Annotated in this window: 18 protein-coding genes; 6 read left to right on the top strand and 12 right to left on the bottom strand. The window is 40.1% G+C overall.

What is annotated here, in order from left to right; all coding sequences use genetic code 11:
* Positions 1 to 45: 45 nt before the first annotated feature.
* Positions 46 to 1650, bottom strand: coding sequence for a PucR family transcriptional regulator ligand-binding domain-containing protein (locus tag MHB39_RS09115; protein WP_342546385.1), 1605 nt, complete (start codon positions 1648 to 1650; stop codon positions 46 to 48).
* Positions 1651 to 1788: 138 nt separating this feature from the next.
* Here MHB39_RS09115 and MHB39_RS09110 point away from each other — a divergent pair, with 138 nt between their 5' ends.
* Positions 1789 to 2643, top strand: a complete 855-nt coding sequence (locus MHB39_RS09110; protein ID WP_342546384.1) for a pentapeptide repeat-containing protein — start codon at positions 1789 to 1791, stop codon at positions 2641 to 2643.
* Between the two features lie 41 nt (positions 2644 to 2684).
* On the opposite strand, the gene MHB39_RS09105 is transcribed toward MHB39_RS09110, so the two are convergent.
* From MHB39_RS09105 to MHB39_RS09060, 10 genes are all read right to left on the bottom strand, one after another.
* Entirely contained in the window at positions 2685 to 4400 is a 1716-nt protein-coding gene (locus MHB39_RS09105) for an FTR1 family protein (RefSeq protein ID WP_342546383.1), read from the bottom strand.
* Positions 4375 to 5634, bottom strand: a complete 1260-nt coding sequence (efeB, locus tag MHB39_RS09100) for an iron uptake transporter deferrochelatase/peroxidase subunit (protein ID WP_315057668.1) — start codon at positions 5632 to 5634, stop codon at positions 4375 to 4377. Before efeB ends, MHB39_RS09105 begins: the two co-directional genes overlap by 26 nt.
* Before the next feature lie 8 nt (positions 5635 to 5642).
* Complete coding sequence (gene efeO / locus MHB39_RS09095) at positions 5643 to 6512, bottom strand: iron uptake system protein EfeO (RefSeq protein WP_342546379.1); 870 nt, start codon at positions 6510 to 6512, stop codon at positions 5643 to 5645.
* A 162-nt stretch (positions 6513 to 6674) separates the two neighbouring features.
* Positions 6675 to 7874: an MFS transporter gene (locus MHB39_RS09090; protein WP_342546377.1), complete on the bottom strand. Its 1200-nt coding sequence runs from the start codon at positions 7872 to 7874 to the stop codon at positions 6675 to 6677.
* A 10-nt stretch (positions 7875 to 7884) separates the two neighbouring features.
* Positions 7885 to 8304, bottom strand: a complete 420-nt coding sequence (locus tag MHB39_RS09085; RefSeq protein WP_054550884.1) for a MarR family transcriptional regulator — start codon at positions 8302 to 8304, stop codon at positions 7885 to 7887.
* 507 nt (positions 8305 to 8811) lie between these two features.
* Entirely contained in the window at positions 8812 to 9753 is a 942-nt protein-coding gene (locus MHB39_RS09080) for an NERD domain-containing protein (protein ID WP_342546373.1), read from the bottom strand.
* A gap of 147 nt (positions 9754 to 9900) precedes the next feature.
* On the bottom strand, positions 9901 to 10908 hold the full coding sequence (locus MHB39_RS09075; protein WP_016992070.1) for an iron ABC transporter permease: 1008 nt from the start codon (positions 10906 to 10908) through the stop codon (positions 9901 to 9903).
* The gene (locus MHB39_RS09070; protein ID WP_342546371.1) at positions 10901 to 11902 is read right to left on the bottom strand and encodes an iron ABC transporter permease; all 1002 of its coding nucleotides are present in this window, start codon (positions 11900 to 11902) and stop codon (positions 10901 to 10903) included. The genes MHB39_RS09075 and MHB39_RS09070 overlap by 8 nt, the downstream gene beginning before the upstream one ends.
* Positions 11903 to 11925: 23 nt before the next feature.
* Positions 11926 to 12852 (bottom strand): iron-hydroxamate ABC transporter substrate-binding protein, encoded by a 927-nt coding sequence (locus MHB39_RS09065; RefSeq protein ID WP_342546370.1) that lies wholly within the window; start codon positions 12850 to 12852, stop codon positions 11926 to 11928.
* 16 nt (positions 12853 to 12868) lie between these two features.
* The gene (locus tag MHB39_RS09060; protein WP_342546368.1) at positions 12869 to 13657 is read right to left on the bottom strand and encodes an ABC transporter ATP-binding protein; all 789 of its coding nucleotides are present in this window, start codon (positions 13655 to 13657) and stop codon (positions 12869 to 12871) included.
* A gap of 148 nt (positions 13658 to 13805) precedes the next feature.
* Between MHB39_RS09060 and MHB39_RS09055 the strand changes: the two genes are divergently transcribed.
* Positions 13806 to 14855, top strand: coding sequence for an NAD(P)/FAD-dependent oxidoreductase (locus MHB39_RS09055; RefSeq protein WP_342546366.1), 1050 nt, complete (start codon positions 13806 to 13808; stop codon positions 14853 to 14855).
* Positions 14856 to 14905: 50 nt separating this feature from the next.
* Here the strand turns inward: MHB39_RS09055 and MHB39_RS09050 are convergent, their stop codons facing one another.
* On the bottom strand, positions 14906 to 15148 hold the full coding sequence (locus tag MHB39_RS09050; protein ID WP_016995552.1) for a hypothetical protein: 243 nt from the start codon (positions 15146 to 15148) through the stop codon (positions 14906 to 14908).
* 231 nt (positions 15149 to 15379) lie between these two features.
* Between MHB39_RS09050 and MHB39_RS09045 the strand changes: the two genes are divergently transcribed.
* The 4 genes from MHB39_RS09045 (at position 15380) to MHB39_RS09030 (ending at position 18998) form a co-directional block, all read left to right on the top strand.
* On the top strand, positions 15380 to 15991 hold the full coding sequence (locus tag MHB39_RS09045) for a class I SAM-dependent methyltransferase (protein WP_016995553.1): 612 nt from the start codon (positions 15380 to 15382) through the stop codon (positions 15989 to 15991).
* 153 nt (positions 15992 to 16144) lie between these two features.
* Positions 16145 to 17272 carry a DUF418 domain-containing protein gene (locus tag MHB39_RS09040; RefSeq protein WP_312127078.1) on the top strand — a complete coding sequence of 376 codons (1128 nt, stop codon included), beginning with the start codon at positions 16145 to 16147 and terminating at the stop codon, positions 17270 to 17272.
* An 11-nt stretch (positions 17273 to 17283) separates the two neighbouring features.
* Positions 17284 to 18396, top strand: coding sequence for a sensor histidine kinase (locus MHB39_RS09035; RefSeq protein WP_333004411.1), 1113 nt, complete (start codon positions 17284 to 17286; stop codon positions 18394 to 18396).
* Positions 18393 to 18998 (top strand): response regulator transcription factor, encoded by a 606-nt coding sequence (locus MHB39_RS09030; protein ID WP_004229368.1) that lies wholly within the window; start codon positions 18393 to 18395, stop codon positions 18996 to 18998. Before MHB39_RS09035 ends, MHB39_RS09030 begins: the two co-directional genes overlap by 4 nt.
* The last annotated feature ends 105 nt before the right edge of the window (positions 18999 to 19103 follow it).

Raw genomic sequence — 19103 nt, 5'->3', positions numbered from 1 at the left:
AAATAATCTGAAATTTTGTTCAAAATGACAAAATTTCAGATTATTCTAATCATTAATCAATCGATATAGCATGCAAGCCATGTAGGCATCATAAAATTCCGAATATACGGTAACATCTGTGCCAATCAGCTCACTAATTTTTTTGATGCGGTATTTCACCGTGTTTTTATGGATATAGAGGAGCTCTGCACAGCGCTCCACACTAGCATTTGCATCTAATAAAAAGGTTATCAATGTCTGCAAGGAATCATGGTCGCGTAAAATGGGTTCAATTACAGACAAATATTCTTCAATCATTTCCTCGCCCTGCTTACTGATATCAATTGCCCTTTTCATGGAGCGCACTTCCGCTGCAGTAAACAATTTTCGCATCGGATAAATCGTATGGGCTTTGTCCCCCACCTGATTGACCAATTGATACATTTGACGAACAGACTTTGTATTTCTCATTTTAGGTGCATAAACAATTTCAGCGATTTGGGCATCGTATTGAGTAGTTTCACTATATTCAATGGCAATTTCAAATTCATGATGCTTATAAAAGCAATTGCCTACCAGTACAATTATACAATGGTCAATGCATTGGATGACTCTTGTTTGATAATATTTGGACAGTTGCTCTTCTAATTCATCGCGAATTCTTTTTTCGTCTGCTAAATCATGCATGTAGACAAGCCACATCATTTGAATGGCGGAAACATCAATATGAAGAAGATTGGCTAATCTTCTCATTTTCTCCCCCTCATCATTGATAATAGCTTTAACTAAGGCATATTCACTAACCTCATCATGCTTGTCTCCCCATAAATTTATGGCTACTTGCACAACCTCACTTACTTTTTCAATTGTCTTAGCAGGTAGTTTTGTATTTTCTTTAATCAGAAATAAAAATAGCGGCTCGCCATTTTTTTGATGTACTCTTTTATAGTCTACGACACAGGCGACATCACTTCTTAGCAGCTCGAGCTTGCCTGCTTCCCTCTGAAAATTGGATTGGGAGCATTCTTCGATGACATTCGCTACATCTAATGATGAATTTCGTGGCCACATCACTTGGTTCACAATGTCAAAATGACTATTGGTGAGCACAATATTCGCCTTTAAACGATCTGAAAGCATTTTCAGTGTAATTTCAACACTTCTTAAATGCTCAGGTAGTAACGATACCTTTTCTAATGTCTCTTTGACAAAATGATCATTAACGCCTTGATGACTAACAATCGCTTCCATAACCTCATAGATAACCTCGTTATAGCGCAGTGAATAATCATTTCGCGGCATACAAATGATAATAAAGCCTTGTGCCTCCGCTAACGCAAGCACTTCTTCTGGAATATCAGGCAATACAATGCCGACATAATATAAAATAAGCCCCAGCTCTCCTAAATCATGTAAATGCTGTATCGTTTCACATTGCTGCTCCACACTATCTCGAATGGAGTAAAAGGAGCTAATAACAAGCTCCTCTGCATACCATTCCTCCTGTACACGGTTAATAATTTTCGAATAAAAATCAACATTCGATACCTCTAATACAGATAGAGATGATACAGTACGGTGCAGGTTACCTCGCCCTGTTAACACCTCTGCCCCTCGAAAAGATGGCAATTGTAATAATTCATTGACCGTTACCCCATGTTCCACCACCACTTTTCTTTACAACTCTTTTGAAGAAGAATACCATATCCCCTATTATCTTTCAAAATACAGTTTGCTCTCTATTTTAACTGATAGCTTGTTAGTGTTAAAATAGTAACTAAATGGATAAGATTAGAGAGGAAAATGAGAATGTCTAATCAGACAAAAAAAGTTACAACCATTGGTACAAAAATCCGACACAGTCTACAGGCAGATTGTCAAAGCTGTTTTGGCTTGTGCTGTACCGCTTTAAATATTGTGGCTTCTAGTGATTTTGCGATCAATAAACCCGCAGGCACGCCATGTCCTAATTTGCAGGATAACTATAGCTGTCACATACATAGTCAGCTACGAGAGACAGGTTTTAAGGGCTGTACCGTTTTTGATTGCCTAGGCGCAGGTCAACAGGTTTCACAGGTGACATTTCATGGACAGGATTGGCGACAATCTCGTGAGCATGCTGACAAGATGTTTCGTGTTTTTCCTATTATGGAACAGCTTTACGAAATGATTGCGTATGTGGCGGAGGCTTTGTCCTATCAGGTGGATAATATGCTTTATGAACAGCTAATTGCTCAATTGAAGCACCTACAGCAGACAATAGCTCAGGATGCAGATACCTTATTAGCATTGGATATGGTAGCTATTCGTATGCCGATCAATGCACTATTGCTCCAAACTAGCGAACAAATTCGCCAGCACAGTGTGAAGGGAAAGGCTTCTAGAAACTTGAATCAGCGTGGGGCTAATTGGATGGGCAAAAATTTAAAAGGCAAGGATTTACGAGCGACTGATCTAAGGGGGAGTTATTTAATCGCAGCTAATCTTCAAGATGCGAATTTACAGGGAGTAGATTTCATCGGGGCTGATTTGCGAGATACCAATTTACGCGGTGCTGATCTTTCAACAAGTCTGTTTTTAACCCAAATGCAAATCAACGCCGCACAGGGGGATCGTTCGACTAAATTACCTTCATATATAAAACGACCTGCTCATTGGCAATAAAAAAAGGTAGATGGCGTTTTACGCTCATCTACCCTTTTTCATTAGGCTTGTTTCTTTTTATAAAGCACAGTAGCCGCCACTAACACAAGTAAAATAGACTGTCCTATGATTGTTTCCACCGTTGGATAGAAGCCAATCAAGCTAATAACAGGTAAGCCATCAACAATCGTTGTGGACAGATTATCTGTCAGCTGCAAAGTATGCAGACTGACACCAATAATTTTAAAGGCTAGCACATAAATTAAAATAGTTGCTACTGCAAAAAATTTGTGAATTGGAATTTTGCCACTTGCTTTAAATAACACAACTGCAAGTACAGCAAGAATGAGCAGTGCCACCACAATTCCAAGTATAAACTGCGATGTTTCCATTTTCGGTGCAATCCCCGCATAAAAGACTAGTGTTTCTGCACCTTCACGGAAGACCGATAAAAAGCTAATCATAGCCATCGCAAAAATAGAGCCACTCGAAATGGCATTACCCATTTGTTTGGAAATATAGCGATTCCAACTGACCACGCTTGATTTACTATGCAGCCAAATACCCACACCGATCATCATCGCTGCAGCAATTAACCCTACATAGCCTTCCATTAACTCGCGATTCGTATCAATTGTTGCCGAATTTAAAATCGTCGACATAAGGATGGCAGCTACGGCGGATAATAGAACGCCGACAAACGCTCCGACATAAATCCATTTGCGCATCTTGTTTTGTCCTGATTTATTAAGGAATGATACTAAGGCTAAAATAATCAGTAATGCCTCTAGCCCTTCACGTAATAAAATTAACGCAGCATCCCAAATTGTGTAATCGGAATCCCCTTGAATCAGCTCAATTTCCGTACGGAATGTATTTAATTGTTTGGTCATGGCTTGCTGATCGACGTTTGATTTTAATAAATCACTCGCAATAATCGGCATATCACTTTCAATTTTCGTATAAAGACTGCCATTACGTGTGGAGATTTCAATTTCTACCCTTGGCCATATCGTAATAAATTCGCGTACTTTATTAGAAGCTGCCTGATAATCACCAGCATCAATTAGATCTTGTGCCTCGTCAATATAGGCGAGCAATGTTGCTAAGGAATAGTTACCTTCTACTACTTCCGCTGTTTCCTTACCAGCTACAAAATCCTCAATTGTTTTTTGCAACTCGGCAAATTGCGTTTTCATTAAAGCGAAATCTGGTTCCTCAGCTGAAATCGCAATACGTAAAAACGCCATTTGTGTTTCGATTTGCCCATACATTGCAATACTTTGCTCACGCACAGGTCGCTCTACTTTTTTCCATTTACTATTAAAGTCTTTATAAGCTTCATCAATAGCTTCACTATCACCACTTGCTAAAGCCTTTTCAAAGTCTGCCATAATTGGCTTAAATTTTTGGCCAAAGTCCGCTCGTTGTGCCGCTTCATCTACAGGATTTTCAAGCTTTTCTAGATCACGTAACGCATTCGATAGAGCCGACAACGCCTTTAAGCGTTCTTCCTTGGAAGTTGCCTCTGTGGCCTGCTGAAGAATTTCATCAATCTTGGTTTTTGCCTCAGTTTGATCAGAAGATACTTTAGCCCAATCCACAGCAAATTGTTCAAGTGCCTGCTTGGCCTCCGCCTCTTTATCCTGCTTTGTATTCATCAGTGCATCACTAATCGCAATATAGAGATGACTATAGGACTGCGCAGCTTGCACAGGTAAAGCTAAAGTCAGCATAAGGGCAAACACGATACTACAGCGCGTTAAAAAGTGCTTCACCTAAATAACTCCCCTTTTGTACACCAGGGAAGCAAGCAAACACGGCACTGCCTCGATGGGTAATGTACTCATTCATTTTATCCATACGCCCTAAGCTATTTTGGATGGTTGTAAATTGGGCTGGGTCTTTTTGAAAAGAGATAAAGATTAGCCCCGCATCATGGGTCCCTGTATTCGACATCACGCCTGACGCATAAGAATAAGAGCGTCGCAAAATACGCGCACCTGATTTCCGCGCCAAATGGACATGTGATGTATCAGGCATAATATAATTGCCCTTATCATCCTTTGCCTCTACATCAAAATCATCGAATTCCTTTGTTTTGCCAAAAGGTGCCCCACTGTCGCGGTAACGGCCAAATGTTGCCTCTTGATCTTTCAATGATGTACGATCCCAAGTTTCAAGATGCATTTGAACTTTACGCGCAATTAAATAAGAGCCACCCTTTAACCAGCCTTTATCCACCCACACGACCTCATTTAAGTCTTTTTCATCCGTAATGGCTGGATTTACAGTACCGTCCTTAAAGGCGAAGAGGTTTCGTGGTGTCCCTCCACTAGCTGGAAACGAGTTAAAGCCCGCCTGTGACCATTTTATTTCTACTTTACCTGAAGCAGCTCGTACTAGATTACGAACAGCATGGAAGGCCACCTGCGGATCATCTGCACAAGCCTGAATACACAAATCACCACCTGTGTATTCTTTCTGTAGCTGATCTTTGGGGAAATGTGGTAAATCCTTTAGCTCCGCTGGTTTTAAATGCTGGATGCCCAGTTTATCGAATAATGAAGGCCCGACACCAATGGTAATGGATAGATTAGATGCATCTAAACCCTCTGCCTCTCCAGTATCGCCAGTTGGCACTCTTGTATTTGTCGATACATCGACCATGACTTCACCATTCATTAAACGCACAACAAGGGGTGTCCATTGCTGGAACAACGCTTGTAGTTCCTTCTTTGATGTCACTAATACATCTAAAGAAGCAAAATAAATATTCGTCTGTACAGGTGTCACAATACCTGACTGATGCTTGCCATAGAAATTGACCTTATTGCTAGCCGTCGTGCTATCTGCTACTGGCTCAAAGACATCATAGCCCATTGCTTTCATGACACCACCCAAGCCAGAGGCACCGATGGCCACACCTGCCATACCGATACCTGTTAGCTTTAACATATCACGTCTAGAAATTTTTTTATTTATAAATTTTTCCTCGTTTGACGTTGTCATTGTTTAGTTCACTCCAAAATGATACCCATTTGACTTAATGGTTCTCCAAGCTGATTCACCGCTGCTGCAAGTGCTTTCGTATTTTCCTCCGTTAATTCCTCATAGGATACATAGCCACCATTAGCCGTTGTATGCTGTGCTAATAAATCGTCTACTGCTTTGAATTTTTCATCAAGTGTTGCCACTAATGTAGAATCTTTTGCTTCTAATTTTGAGCGTAAAATCTCAAAGATTTTTTCTGCGCCTTCAATATTCGCTTTAAAATCATAAAGGTCTGTATGAGAGTAAATTTCTTCCTCACCTGTAATTTTAGATGTTGATACTTCATTTAATAAATCTACTGCACCTGTAATCATTAAGTCAGGTGTCACTTCCACTGTTTGCACAAGTGCATGCAATTCCTTCGCATCTGCAAGAAGCTGATCTGCTACAGCCTCATAACCTTTTGTTGTATTTTCTTCCCAAAGCGCATACTCAAGCTTATGGTAGCCTGACCATTCTTCCTCACCCTTACCTTCTTCTTGAATATCTGCTAAACGTCCATCGATGCGAGGGTCAAGATCACCGAAGCTTTCCGCAATTGGCTCAGAGCGTTCAAAATACATACGTGCTGGTGCATACGCTGCCTTTGCCCCTTCAATATCGCCTGCTTTGAATAGGTTCACAAATTTCTCTGTATCTAGTAAAAATTGATCCATTTGCTCTAACGCAAATTGTTGATAGGCTGATAATTCAGAAGATAAATCCACCTCTTTTGTAGCTTGCTCCGCCTGTTCTGTTGCTGGCTTATCTTCTTTTTTTACTTCTTCTGTATTGCCACAGCCAGCCATTAAAATGCCTCCTGCTACTAATACCGACAAAAATGATTTGTTTTTCATACTTCGTACCTACTTCCGAATTTGTTTTATATTGTGATGATAATGATTATCATCATCTATTGCAACAACTATTTTTGTAAATAGAAAAAAACGTCATTTTTCAGTTATTCTTTACGAACAACTAGAAAAAAGACGTTTATTCTACAATATAATGATTCTAATCTACGAAATTTTTGCTTGTTTCAAATTTTCATGTTTTCCATGTAAAAGGTAATAAAGCACAATCGACACTAAAATAACAAAGACCATCAAGAAGAAAATCGAGCTGTAGCCCATAGATGGTACAAATAAGCCTAAGAAATAAGGCCCGACACCTAAGCCTAAATCATAAAAAATAAAATACGTAGATGTCGCAAGTCCTAAACGCTCATTTGGTGTTACTTTGATGGCAATTGCCTGTGCCACCGAGTTGAAGTTTCCATAGCCAATCCCGATACAAGCGGCAGCGATTAAAAAGGCAATCGTAGTTGTTGCTGAGCTAAAGGCATACATGCCTATTGCAAACAACACTAAGCATGGATAGATAATGATATTTGCCCCTCTTGTATCAAGCAATTTCCCTGTAAATGGACGTGTAGCCAAAATGACAATAGCATAGATAATAAAGAAGTAGCTACCTGCTGATACTAAATCTAACTCCTTTGCATAAAACGTCATAAACGACATCACACCTGAATAAGCAAAGCCAATCACAAGTGCCACAAAGGCAATCGGTACTGCACGCATTTCAATAAAGTTCGTCACTTTAAACCCAGCCTTTACAGCTGTATCCTTTGCTTTTTTCGGTGCATCTGGCACGGTCACAATGTAATACATAAAGAAACAAATAATCGCTAACACAGAATCTACTGCAAAAATCATACGATAATCTGCAAATAGCTGTGTTAATAATATTCCAATAAATGGGCCAATGGCTGTGGCTAGAATAGCGCTTAAGCTATAATAACCAATCCCTTCTCCACGACGCTCAGCTGGTAAAATTTGTGCAATAATGGTACCTGTTGCTGTACTGGCAATCCCTAGTGCAATCCCCTGTACTAAACGATTGATCATCAGCAGCGGTAAATTGCCTGCTATAAAATAAGACATTGTTGATAACATAAATAATAATAGTCCACAAAATAATGTTTTTTTGCTACCCCAGTCTCCAATAATACGCCCTGTCCCAAGACGACCTAATAGTGTCCCGATAATAAAAATACTCGATACAAGCCCCGCTGTACTTGTAGAGGCATTAAAATGCTCCACCGCATATGCTGCTATCGTAACCATTAATAAATAAAAGATTAACGTAATGGTAAAATTAATAAGTGAGACAATTAAAAAATCTTTTGTCCATAGTTTCTTTCTGGCTGCTTCCACGTTGCTCTCCCTATTGATTAATATTCATACAAATTCTTGCTAAAACCTGTGTCGCAATGTCAATATCTTGTTTTGGCACGCCTGCCAAAGCCTGCTCAAAAAATGGATTTAGATGCGACTTTATTTCCAGCACAAGCTCTTCCCCATGCTTTGATAGGTGTACCAGCTTTTCACGCTTATCCTTGCCCGTCATCGTTTCCACATAGCCTAGCTCCACAAGTTTATGTACAAGCTTCGTGACACTTGGCTTCTCTATAGACATGAAATTCGCGATATCTACAAATGAATGTGGACCCTTATCATTCAAGAAACGAAGCACTGCCCACTGTGAGCTATATAACTGATAGGGTTCAAGCTGCACATTCAACTGATTAATAAACGGCCGATACATTAAGCGGTACTGATTAAAAAATTCCTGTTCAATTGTCACACTATCACTTCCTTTTATATTAGTTAGCCTAGCTAACTATATACCTAAAAACTCTATTTGTCTAGTAGGAAATAAGCGAAACATCGCTAAAGCGGGATGATTGCTTTTAAGAGTGGTATCCGTCACTTTACGCATTCTATCCGCTAATTCGAAGCGTATCCTCCACTTTGCGCGTTCTATCCGCTACTTTCCTTGTTTTATCCGTCACTTTCAGCTTTCTATCCGCCAATACGAAGCGTATCCTCCGCTTTCTCTGCTCTATCCTCCACTTTGCGCGTTCTATCCGCTACTTTCCTTGCTCTATCCGCTACTTTCAGCATTCTATCCGCCAATTCGAACCGTATCCTCCACTTTCTCTGCTCTATCCTCCACTTTGCGCGTTCTATCCGCTACTTTCCTTGCTCTATCCGTCACTTTCAGCTTTCTATCCACCTACTTCAAGCGCCCTTTCCCTCTACAACACTAAAAGCTACAATTCAGACCTCTTGAATTGTAGCTCTTAGCTATTTATTCCTTAATCCAATATTTCCGATGCTTTTTGACACCCTCCGCTTTTAATGGGAGTTGTTGCAACAACTTATACGCTAAATCGGGAGAGTCAATGCCAAAGAATTCGCGGAAGCTTCGATTGGTTACCTGCTGCCCGACTAGTAACCTGTAGTCCTCTAATGTTCGAAGCAATGCATCATCGTCCACCAATCCACAGCGAGGGCAAATCCATTTCTTATAGTGATACTTTAAACGCTGCCCCGAGCCGCACTGTGGACATAACACACCCTTCACCATTTCCTTAAGAGGCACCTCTACTTCTTTTTTCAACTTTGTGTGCAGGGATAATAGAAGGTTGGCTAATTGTAAAAGATCAACTCTTTCTCTAGGTTGATAATGCTCTATCCATTTTTGTAGATGAAATCGTAACCCTTTTACATGAAATATAGGTTGCCCCTCAAAACCCTTTGTTAAAATGCCATTTTTCGTTGCCAGCACTACTGCATGTACAATAGGTAATTCGAAATGTTCTCGCAGTAGAAGCTTTTTCATCCATATGACATGCCGATCCAGCTGAACAAATGGATCAGTCATTCCTTCCACCGTGCCATCCAATGTTGTCCGTGTAAACTGCGCAAAAGGGACATCATATGAGAGATTTCCTGTTATATTTTTGATTTCAAGAATAAGTAAAAAATGTGGGCAGAGAAAGATGGTATCCATTTGATAGGTAGATCCGTAGCTATTTGCGGTTTGAAAATCATGTAGAAAAAAATGTGGGGTTGGTAAATCGATTTCGAGCCATTCTGCATCAACACGCTGTTCCCCCGCAAGACCTGCTTGGACACGGCTCAAACGTTCACCATAATAAGCGTAGTTATTATGCGTCTGTGGCAATCTACGGAGCACCACCTCTAGTATTTTTTGCAAGTCCGATGGTTGTCGTGCTAATAGAATCATGTATGCACCTCCTGTTCTGATTATACAAAAAAAGAACCTCAACAAATGAGGTTCTCAAAAACTTGAAAGATAGATGATGTAAAATCTTTTTTTCACTATTTTTATTAGATCGAAAGACTGTTTTTGTGACCAATAACTAATACATTTCTATACATTTTTGCGTAATAAATATAGAAAATAAGGTGCGCCAATAAATGCAACAACAATCCCAGCAGGAACCGTTGCACTTGCAATAGCAACACGTCCAATGGTATCAGCAAGCATTAGCAAGCTTGCGCCAATGAATAGCGTCAGTGGTAAAAAGAATTGGTAGCGTGGACCAACGAGCTGTTTTGCAATATGGGGAGCCATCAAACCGATGAAGGCTACTCCCCCTGTTACGGATACCGCGGCAGCCGCTAGTGCAACCGCAACAATTAATAATCGGAAACGTTCTCGCCCAATGTTCATACCAAGTCCGACTGCTGTTTGCTCCGTCATGGCCAAGACATTTAAAACGTTGGCTTTATAGAAAATGTAAGGGATGCCCAGTACAAGCCAAGGCATTAGCGCCCAGAAAAATGGCCAATCTGTGCCCCATACATTTCCGGCTAGCCATTGTGCAATAAATTGTACATCGCTCCGCTCAGCAGAGGATATTAATACCATCATGACCCCTGATAAGGCTGATGCTACGCCTACCCCTACTAAAATAAACTGCACAGGATGGACACCCTTATTACGCTGATAAGAGAAAAAGTAAATGCCCAGTGCTGTCACTAAGGCACTACAAAAGCCGACAATCGGTAAAATATAGGCAAAGTGAGGAAGGTCGCCATCTACTAGTAAATAAAAGACAGTAATCCCAACACCTGCGCCAGCACTAATACCAATAATTCCTGGGTCTGCTAAATCATTGCGGGTTACGCCCTGCAATACGGCCCCTGCCAGTGCTAATGCCATACCCGCAGCCGCTAGCACAAACATTCTTGGTAAACGGACTGAAAAAAGCACGAAGGACTCCTTAAAACTACCATCGCCCAGTAAGGTTGGAAGAATGCGGTCAATAGAAACCGAAGCAGCACCTAATGAAATCCCTAAAATAAAAATGAACAAGGTTACCACAAGCCATATGAGTAACCATTTACGTTGTTTTCTGCGACCTTCTTTAAACAAATTGACGCCCTCCCTTCCGCACTAATAGTAGGAAGAATGGAAGACCTAAAATTGAAATAATGGCGACAACTGGTGTTTCATAAGGTGCGTTAATCATGCGCCCTGCAAAATCAGCCAACACCATAAACCAGCCACCAACAATGGCGCTCATCGGTAAGACATAACGATAGTCTGTCCCTACAAACGCACGGACAATATGCGGTACCATTAAGCCAACAAAAGCTAGATTCCCTACGAGAGCCACAGCAGAGCCAGCCAGAATAACCACAACGAGCATCATGACACCCTTTACGAGTGTAGTGTTTTGCCCAACGCCCACTGCTACTTCCTCATTTAAGCTTAAAATCGTTAATTGACGACTAAACGCAAATGAAAGCAGTAAGCCAATAATAATAACCGGTACGATCAATAAAGCCTGCCATGTCGTGCCAATGAAACCGCCACTTGTCCACATCGAAACATCTTTGGAGATTTGAAATAAAATGCCTGTCCCCTCAGCAATTGCCTGTAATAATGCTGTGACAGCCGCACCAGCTAAAACAAGCTTTAAAGGGGAAAAGCCTTTTTTAGTAGAGGCACCAATCCCATAAACTAACATCATTCCAATTCCAGCGCCAATAAAGCAGGCTAAAATTAACGTATAATACGAGAATTTAGGGATAAATGCCATTGTTAAAGCAAGGGCAGCATTTGCCCCTGCCGTTAAACCAAGCAGCCCTGGATCAGCTAACGGATTTCGTGTAACCCCTTGCATAATCGCCCCAGCAACAGCGAGCGCACTTCCAACAAAAATAGCTGCAATGATACGAGGAAATCGAATTTCACGTAAAATCGTGTAATGTTTACCTCCACTTTGTCCGACAATTGCTTGAAAGACATCTTGAATACTTGTATTCGCTGCCCCTAAGCACAACGAGATACTGGCCGTACCCATTAATACAAGCAATGCAAGCAATATCTGAAGCCAAAATGGAAGCTTTCGAAACTTTGTCATTTGCCTTCGCTACTCTCTACTAATTATTGTAAAAATTTCTCTTCAAAGAACTTCAATTGATGTTCTAATGTGATCGGATCATTGAAGTAAAAGGCATTCGCATTCACTTCAAATAAATGACCATTTTTCACTGCTTCTAAATCTTTAAACCATGCTGCATCTGTAAAGGAATTATCTTGATCTTGGAACATACTGAAGATCACGTAGTCACCTGCATATTCCCCTAAAACTTCTTGAGAAATGGCATAGTAGCCAGGCTCTAACGCAGTTTCTTTTACTTTCTCAGGCATTTTCAAGCCCATTTCTTGATATAAAATCTCTGTTCCACGACCCCAGTTATCGCCATAAATATAGAACTGTTTATTAAAGTTCTCTGCTACTGTTACAGTCGCATCTTCACCGATTTTTTCTTTAATTTTTTTACCAGCTTCTGCTGCACGTGCTTTAAAATCTTCTACCCAAGCAGTTGCTTCTTTTTCTTTATTCACAACTTTACCGATTTCAATAAATTGCTGTAAATAGTCTACTTTACCATACGTAAATAATACAGTTGGCGCGATTTCTGCTAATTTATCAGCATTTTCAATACCATTTAAGCCAATAATTAAATCTGGCTCTAGCTCAAGAATTTTTTCAATATCGGTATTTTCAACAACGACAGCGTCTTTAATTGCATCTTCAAAGTTTGGATTTTTTGCTGCCCATGCGTCTACACCGACAACATCAACATCCAGCTGTAATAAATCCCCTACAAAAGAAGATAATACAACTACACGTTTAGGGTTTGCTGGTACTTCAATTGGACCTACTTCAGATTGATAAGTAATTGTTTGTGCTGAAGTCGCTTCTTTCGAGCCTTCATCAGCCTTGTCTGTTTTCTCCTCTTTATTGCCGCACGCTGCAAGTACGAGTACGAGCATCATAAACATTGGTAATAACCACTTCTTCATTGTCATTCATTCTCCTTTAAACGGTTTGTAATAAGTCATATGTAATGCACATTGGTTTGTTTGTTCGTGGATCTTTGCCAATTACTGCATCTATATTAAATACTTTTTTTAATACTTCTGGAACCATCACTTCTTCAGCCGTTCCGAATTTTACAAGCTTTCCTTGTGAAAGCGCTACAATATAATCTGAAAAACGTGCCGCTTGATTTAAATCATGGAGTACCATAACAATCGTACGCCCTTGTTCTTCATTCAGCTTGTAGAGTAACTCTAAAACCTCTAATTGATGTGCCATATCTAAATACGTTGTCGGCTCATCTAAGAATATAATATCGGTTTCTTGAGCTAGAGACATTGCAATCCATACTCGTTGACGCTGTCCACCTGATAAAGCATCTACAGATTGCAAACGGAAGTCTTCGGTTTTTGTCACTTGTAAAGCCCAGTCAATGACCTCTTTATCTTTTTGTGATAAATTACCAATGCCCTTTTGATAGGGAAATCGACCGTAGGATACAAGCTCTTCCACTGTTAAACCATGTGCACTTTCTGGACTCTGTGGTAAGATTGCCAGCTCTTTTGCCAATTCTTTTGTTTTCATCTTGGAAATATTTTGACCATCTAATATGACCTGTCCACTCTCATGCTTTAATATACGTGTAATGGCCTTTAATAAGGTAGACTTTCCACAACCATTTGAACCAATGATGGTTGTGATTTTGCCATCTGGAATTTGCAGCGATAAATCATGCACAATCGTTTTATCGTCATAACCAACACGAATCGATTCAACTTCTAAACGCAATTCGGACCCTCTCTTTCTTTTTACTTCATTCCGTGCTATGATAAGCACTATTAAAAATGATAATCATTATCAATAAAAATAAGTCTAGTTTTTTGATAAGATTTTGTCAATTACTTTTTTACTATTTATTAAGGAAGTGGCAACAAAAATGCAACAGGTGTATGATGTGACAATTATTGGCGGAGGTCCAGCTGGCTTATACAGTGCCTTTTATAGTGGTTTACGTGGTTTAAAAACAAAATTAGTAGAAAGTCAACCACAGCTTGGCGGAAAAGTCTTACTTTATCCAGAAAAGCTGATATGGGATATTGGGGGACATCCACCTGTGTTGGGCGATCAATTTGTTAAACAATTAATCGAGCAAGCCAAAACATTTGATCCTACTATTTTGACAGATACAAAAGTGGATTTAATTGAACGTCATGATGATATTTTTGTGATACATACAGCAACTGGTGAAAAGCATTATTCTAAAACGGTGCTGCTAGCTGTAGGTGGAGGCATTATTAGCCCTCAAAAGCTAACACTTGAAGGCGCTGAAAAATATGAAATGTCCAATCTACATTACACTGTGCAATCGTATAAACGTTTTGTCGATAAGGATATCATCATCTCAGGCGGTGGTAATGCAGCCATTGATTGGGCTGTTGAATTAAGTCCGATTGCCAAAAGCGTAACGGTTGTTTACCGCAAAGAGCATTTATCAGCGCACGAAGCCACTGTACAGGAAGCACTGAAAGCAGGTGTGCGCATTGAGTGTAATACAACCATTACAAAGCTTTCCGCAAATGCTGATAAAACGGCTATTCAATTAGTGACATGCGAGAATACGCTAACAAAGCAAAGTTATACGCGTCAAATCGATGAGGTGATTGTCAGTCATGGCTATAATCGTGAGGCGTCTCTTGCATTTGACGAGGCCATTGCCATTCCGAAAAAGGATGATTATTATTTTGAAGGAAAAGCAACAGGTGAAACAGCCCATCCTGGTATTTTTGCTGCGGGTGATATTTTATCATTTGATGGAAAAATCAATTTGCTACTTGGGACATTCCAAGATGCAGCCAATGCGGTCAATTCTATTAAAACGTATTTAGAACCAACTGCCTATCGTCATGGCATGGTGTCCTCACATAATGAGCTATTTAAAGAGAAAAATCGCTCAATTATCGAAAAGCAATTTGCACCAGCCCGTTAAACCTAAATATAACCCTCTTAAGATCATGATCTTAAGAGGGTTTCTAGTTTTTATCTAAATAAACTTAATAGCGCTCCCATCTGTCTCAACATATTTACTCCATTTGTTATCGTCCCAGCATGCCCCATAATTGTATTTAAATGATCTGGTAAATTTCCTAATCTAGAGCCTTGCTGTTGTTGATTGGGAGAATAGTATGGTTGCACCATTCTACCTCGAAAAGGTGGGCCAAAATATTGCCTGTTGTTTGGCGGGTATGGACCTCTTCTAGCATTCGGCTGAAAATATGGCATTTATACACCCCCTATCGGAAAGCCTTCTAACTAGTATATGTGGAAATTTTTATAGCGAATTAGACTTTTGAAGAAGAGGTTAAAAATAATAAGGGAACCATACTAGTTTCCCTGTCATACTATAAGAAAAAAGAAGGTGGTACTATTCAAGACTCTCATTATCTTACTTTTTTAGCTAAGTTCGGGATTGGAGGCGCCCATCCTGGAGGCATTAATCTATCAAAGGCTGTCTTGCAAGCAGAGAATATTGAGCAAAACGCACATATTTTAGATGTGGGATGTGGTACAGGACAAACGGCTGCTTATTTAGCATCTTCCTATCAAGCAAACGTCACAGGTCTCGATATTCAGCCCATCATGATAGAAAAGGCTCGTCAGCGTATGCATAAAGCCCGTCTACCTGTCAAACTTATACAAGGCTCTATTGAACAAACCTCCTTAGGGAGCGAGTCATTTGACTTGATTCTAGCTGAGTCGGTTCTGGCCTTTGTTAATTTGCAGCAGGCTTTGCAGGAAATTTATCGTTTATTAAAGAAAGGTGGCCGCTTCATTGCTATTGAATTCACCATTCCCAAAACACTTCGCACCGAACTTACAGACGACATCCAACAATTTTACGGCTTTCAGTCTCTCCTCATGAAAAAGGATTGGGTAAGACTCCTACATCAGGCTGGCTTTTATGAAATACGTATACAAAAAAATAAATCCATCTCATCCAAGCCTGAATTTCAAGTTTCCTCACATATGGAATCCGAGTTCTATGAAATCATGGATCAGCATATTGCCATGAATGAAAAATACGAAAATATTTTAGACTATCGCATCTATACCTGTACAAAGTAATGAGCCAGCAGCAAAAGCGTTGCTGGTTTTTTGTGCTGTCACAGCAAACTTTATGACACCTGTCATCAAGATTTTTTGACTGGTGTGAATAGGTTTTCTTTAGAGATTTTCTTATCCTTAAGGTAAGAAAAAAAAGAAAGAGTGATCGAACTTATGCAAACACAACAAAGACTTCCCTTTATCGATATGTTAAGAGGCTTTGCCGTCTTAGGAACGCTCGGCACAAATATTTGGATTTTTGCTTATCTTGGCGATTTATCGTATATCACAACAAGTGACCATTCTGGTTGGTGGTCCTTCAATGATTTTTTACGTATGGTCGTATTATTTTTCGTTAATGGTAAGCTACTTGGATTATTAACAATTATGTTTGGGGTAGGCTTACAATTAAAATATCAGCAAGCCTTACGTAGAGGTACAGCTTGGCCTGGCGTGTATCTGTGGACTATCGTCTTTTTAGGATTGGAGGGATTGCTGCACTACACCCTGGTGATGGAATATGATATTTTAATGAGCTATGCTGTCACAGCATTCATCGTCGCTTTTATTGTACGTTTGGGTGACAAGTTCATGACAGGAGCCTTTTATTTTTTTGGTGGCTTTCACATCCTATTGATTCTGCTTATTTTTATCAGTACCTTACAAGGAGCTGGTGTTTCCTTAAATGGTATGGCCTCCGTTACTGAGCTCTATGAGCATGGCACATGGTTTGCGCAGGTGCAGCATCGTCTCACAAACTTTTTATTTTATCGCTCAGAAGCAATATTTATTATCCCAATGAATGTCTTTTTATTTTTACTTGGCGTGAAGTTTATGCGTAATGAGGTATTTTCACCAACAGACAAAGGACGCCAAACTAGACAAAAGCTATTTAAAATCGGTGTATTCATTGGTTTTCCTATCAATCTGCTTATTTTTATTCCTGGTGGGCTTTTTGATTTACCTGTTCGCTACCTTTGTGCCCCTATTCTATCCATTGGCTATATTGGAATTTTAGGTAAACTGGTAGAATATAAGAAGCTAGACTGGCTTTGGCAGCGCTTTGCTCATGTCGGTAAAATGTCTTTAAGCTGCTATGTCCTCCAAAACGTGCTTGCGTCGATTATTTTTTATGGTTGGGGGCTTGGCTTAGGTGGGCAAGTCAATAGCATCACTGTAATTGGTATTTGGCTATCTCTATCAATCTTACAACTTGTTATAGCGTTTGCTTGGCTACAGCAATTTCAAATGGGCCCTATGGAATGGATTCGTAAAAAAGCCCTTCAAGCGATGACACAGTAAAGCAACAAAGGATGGTGCTAGTAATAAAATTATATCCAAGAGAACAAATTAAGCATTATTTAATCATTGATGCCGCTTCTGTCATTTTCTTATTCGCGCTAGTACTCGGGTCTCATTCCCTTCCCTTAGCTATGAAAATAACAGTGCTCCTTTTATATCTAATAGCCTTCTACATTGCTTTATGGCATCGAGATTGGAGGCTACTTGTCGCCTCTCTAGTAGCCTTTGTCCTTATTGCCTTACTTAGCATTTTTGTCGATCCTTTTATGCTTATTTTTGGCTTTACCTTTGCCGATTTACTAGGACGTGCAAAATCAAAATGGCATATTGCCTGTGGGATTGTAGCCATCGCAGCCATGTTTTTGACGGTTTTGTCCATGACAACAGATTCCCTTTTACCAAAGGAATCACAGGTGCTAGTACCGATTATGATGTTTCAGCTAGTGCTCCCGGTACTCATTTATTTTGTGGAAAAGTCGAAAAATCTGCAAGCTGAGCTAGCAGACGTTAATACACAGCTTGTTCAGCAAGAGGAGCGTCAACGGATCGCTAGAGACCTTCATGATACAATTGGCCATACGCTCACAATGATTAAAGTAAAAACCGAACTTACGACCAAACTGATTGATAGAGATCCTTCAAGCGTGAAGCCTGAGCTACATGACATATTAGCCACTACCCGTACCGCCTTAAAACAGGTACGTGAGTTAGTGTCTGATATGAATTTTATTTCGTTGCAAACAGAGCTTGTCCATTGCCAACAGCTTTTACAAAGCGCGAATATTACCACAACCCTTGACAATCAATGTCCTCAAATCGTACTTTCTAGTGTGGAGGAAACGATGCTTGCTCTATGTGTACGAGAGACGACTACGAATATTCTCAAGCATAGTCAGGCAAAAAAATGTCATTTCACCATTCAATGTTGTGCTGGACACTATACACTTGTGATGAAAGACGATGGCATCGGTTTACAGTCACAGGGACGTGGGAATGGCATCCACTCCATTAAAGAAAGAATGCATATGCTGCAAGGCTATGCCCTGATTGAAAGTGACACACCTATCGGCACCAGCGTCACACTTACTCTACCAATTCAAGATGGAAAGGAGCCTCTAACATGATACGTGTATTACTAGCAGAAGACCAACAAATGTTACGTGGTGCCCTAACTTCGCTACTAGCGTTTGAGCCTGATATTGAGGTCATAGCTGAGGTGGCGGATGGTCAACAAGCATGGGAATTGATCCAGCAGGAGCCACCAGATATTTGCCTAGTCGATATTGAAATGCCCCATCTATCAGGGCTTGAGCTTGCTGAAAAAATTAAACAGGCCAACCTGCCTTGCAAGGTGATGATTGTGACAACCTTCGCACGTCCTGGCTATTTGCAGAAGGCAATGGATTGCGAGGTCCACGGCTATCTATTGAAAGATGAACCTATTGATTATTTAATCGCTACTATACGAAAAATCATGCAGGGAGAAAAGGTGGTCAGCAAGGATTTAGCTGCCTCCCTATTTATGAAGGAGCAAAATCCTTTAAATGAACGAGAAATTGCGGTACTTCAGCTAGTCAAAAAAGGCTTGACCACAAACGAGATTAGTAAGCAACTATTTTTAACGAAGGGCACGATTCGCAATTATTTATCAACCTCTATTCAGAAGCTACAAGTTGAATCCAGACAGCAAGCCGCTCAGGTAGCAGGTGAAAAAGGCTGGCTATAAAAAAATCTCGCCACAACTGTGACGAGATTTTTACAATGTTAGCATAAAATACGTTCCATTTATTAGGTTTCAAATGACAGATTCATTATTTTATTAAGCAAAAGA

Origin of the sequence: Lysinibacillus sp. FSL K6-4013 (assembly GCF_038630435.1) — a bacterium.
Lineage (GTDB): Bacteria > Bacillota > Bacilli > Bacillales_A > Planococcaceae > Lysinibacillus > Lysinibacillus boronitolerans.
This window is presented reverse-complemented; position numbering and strand designations above follow the sequence as displayed.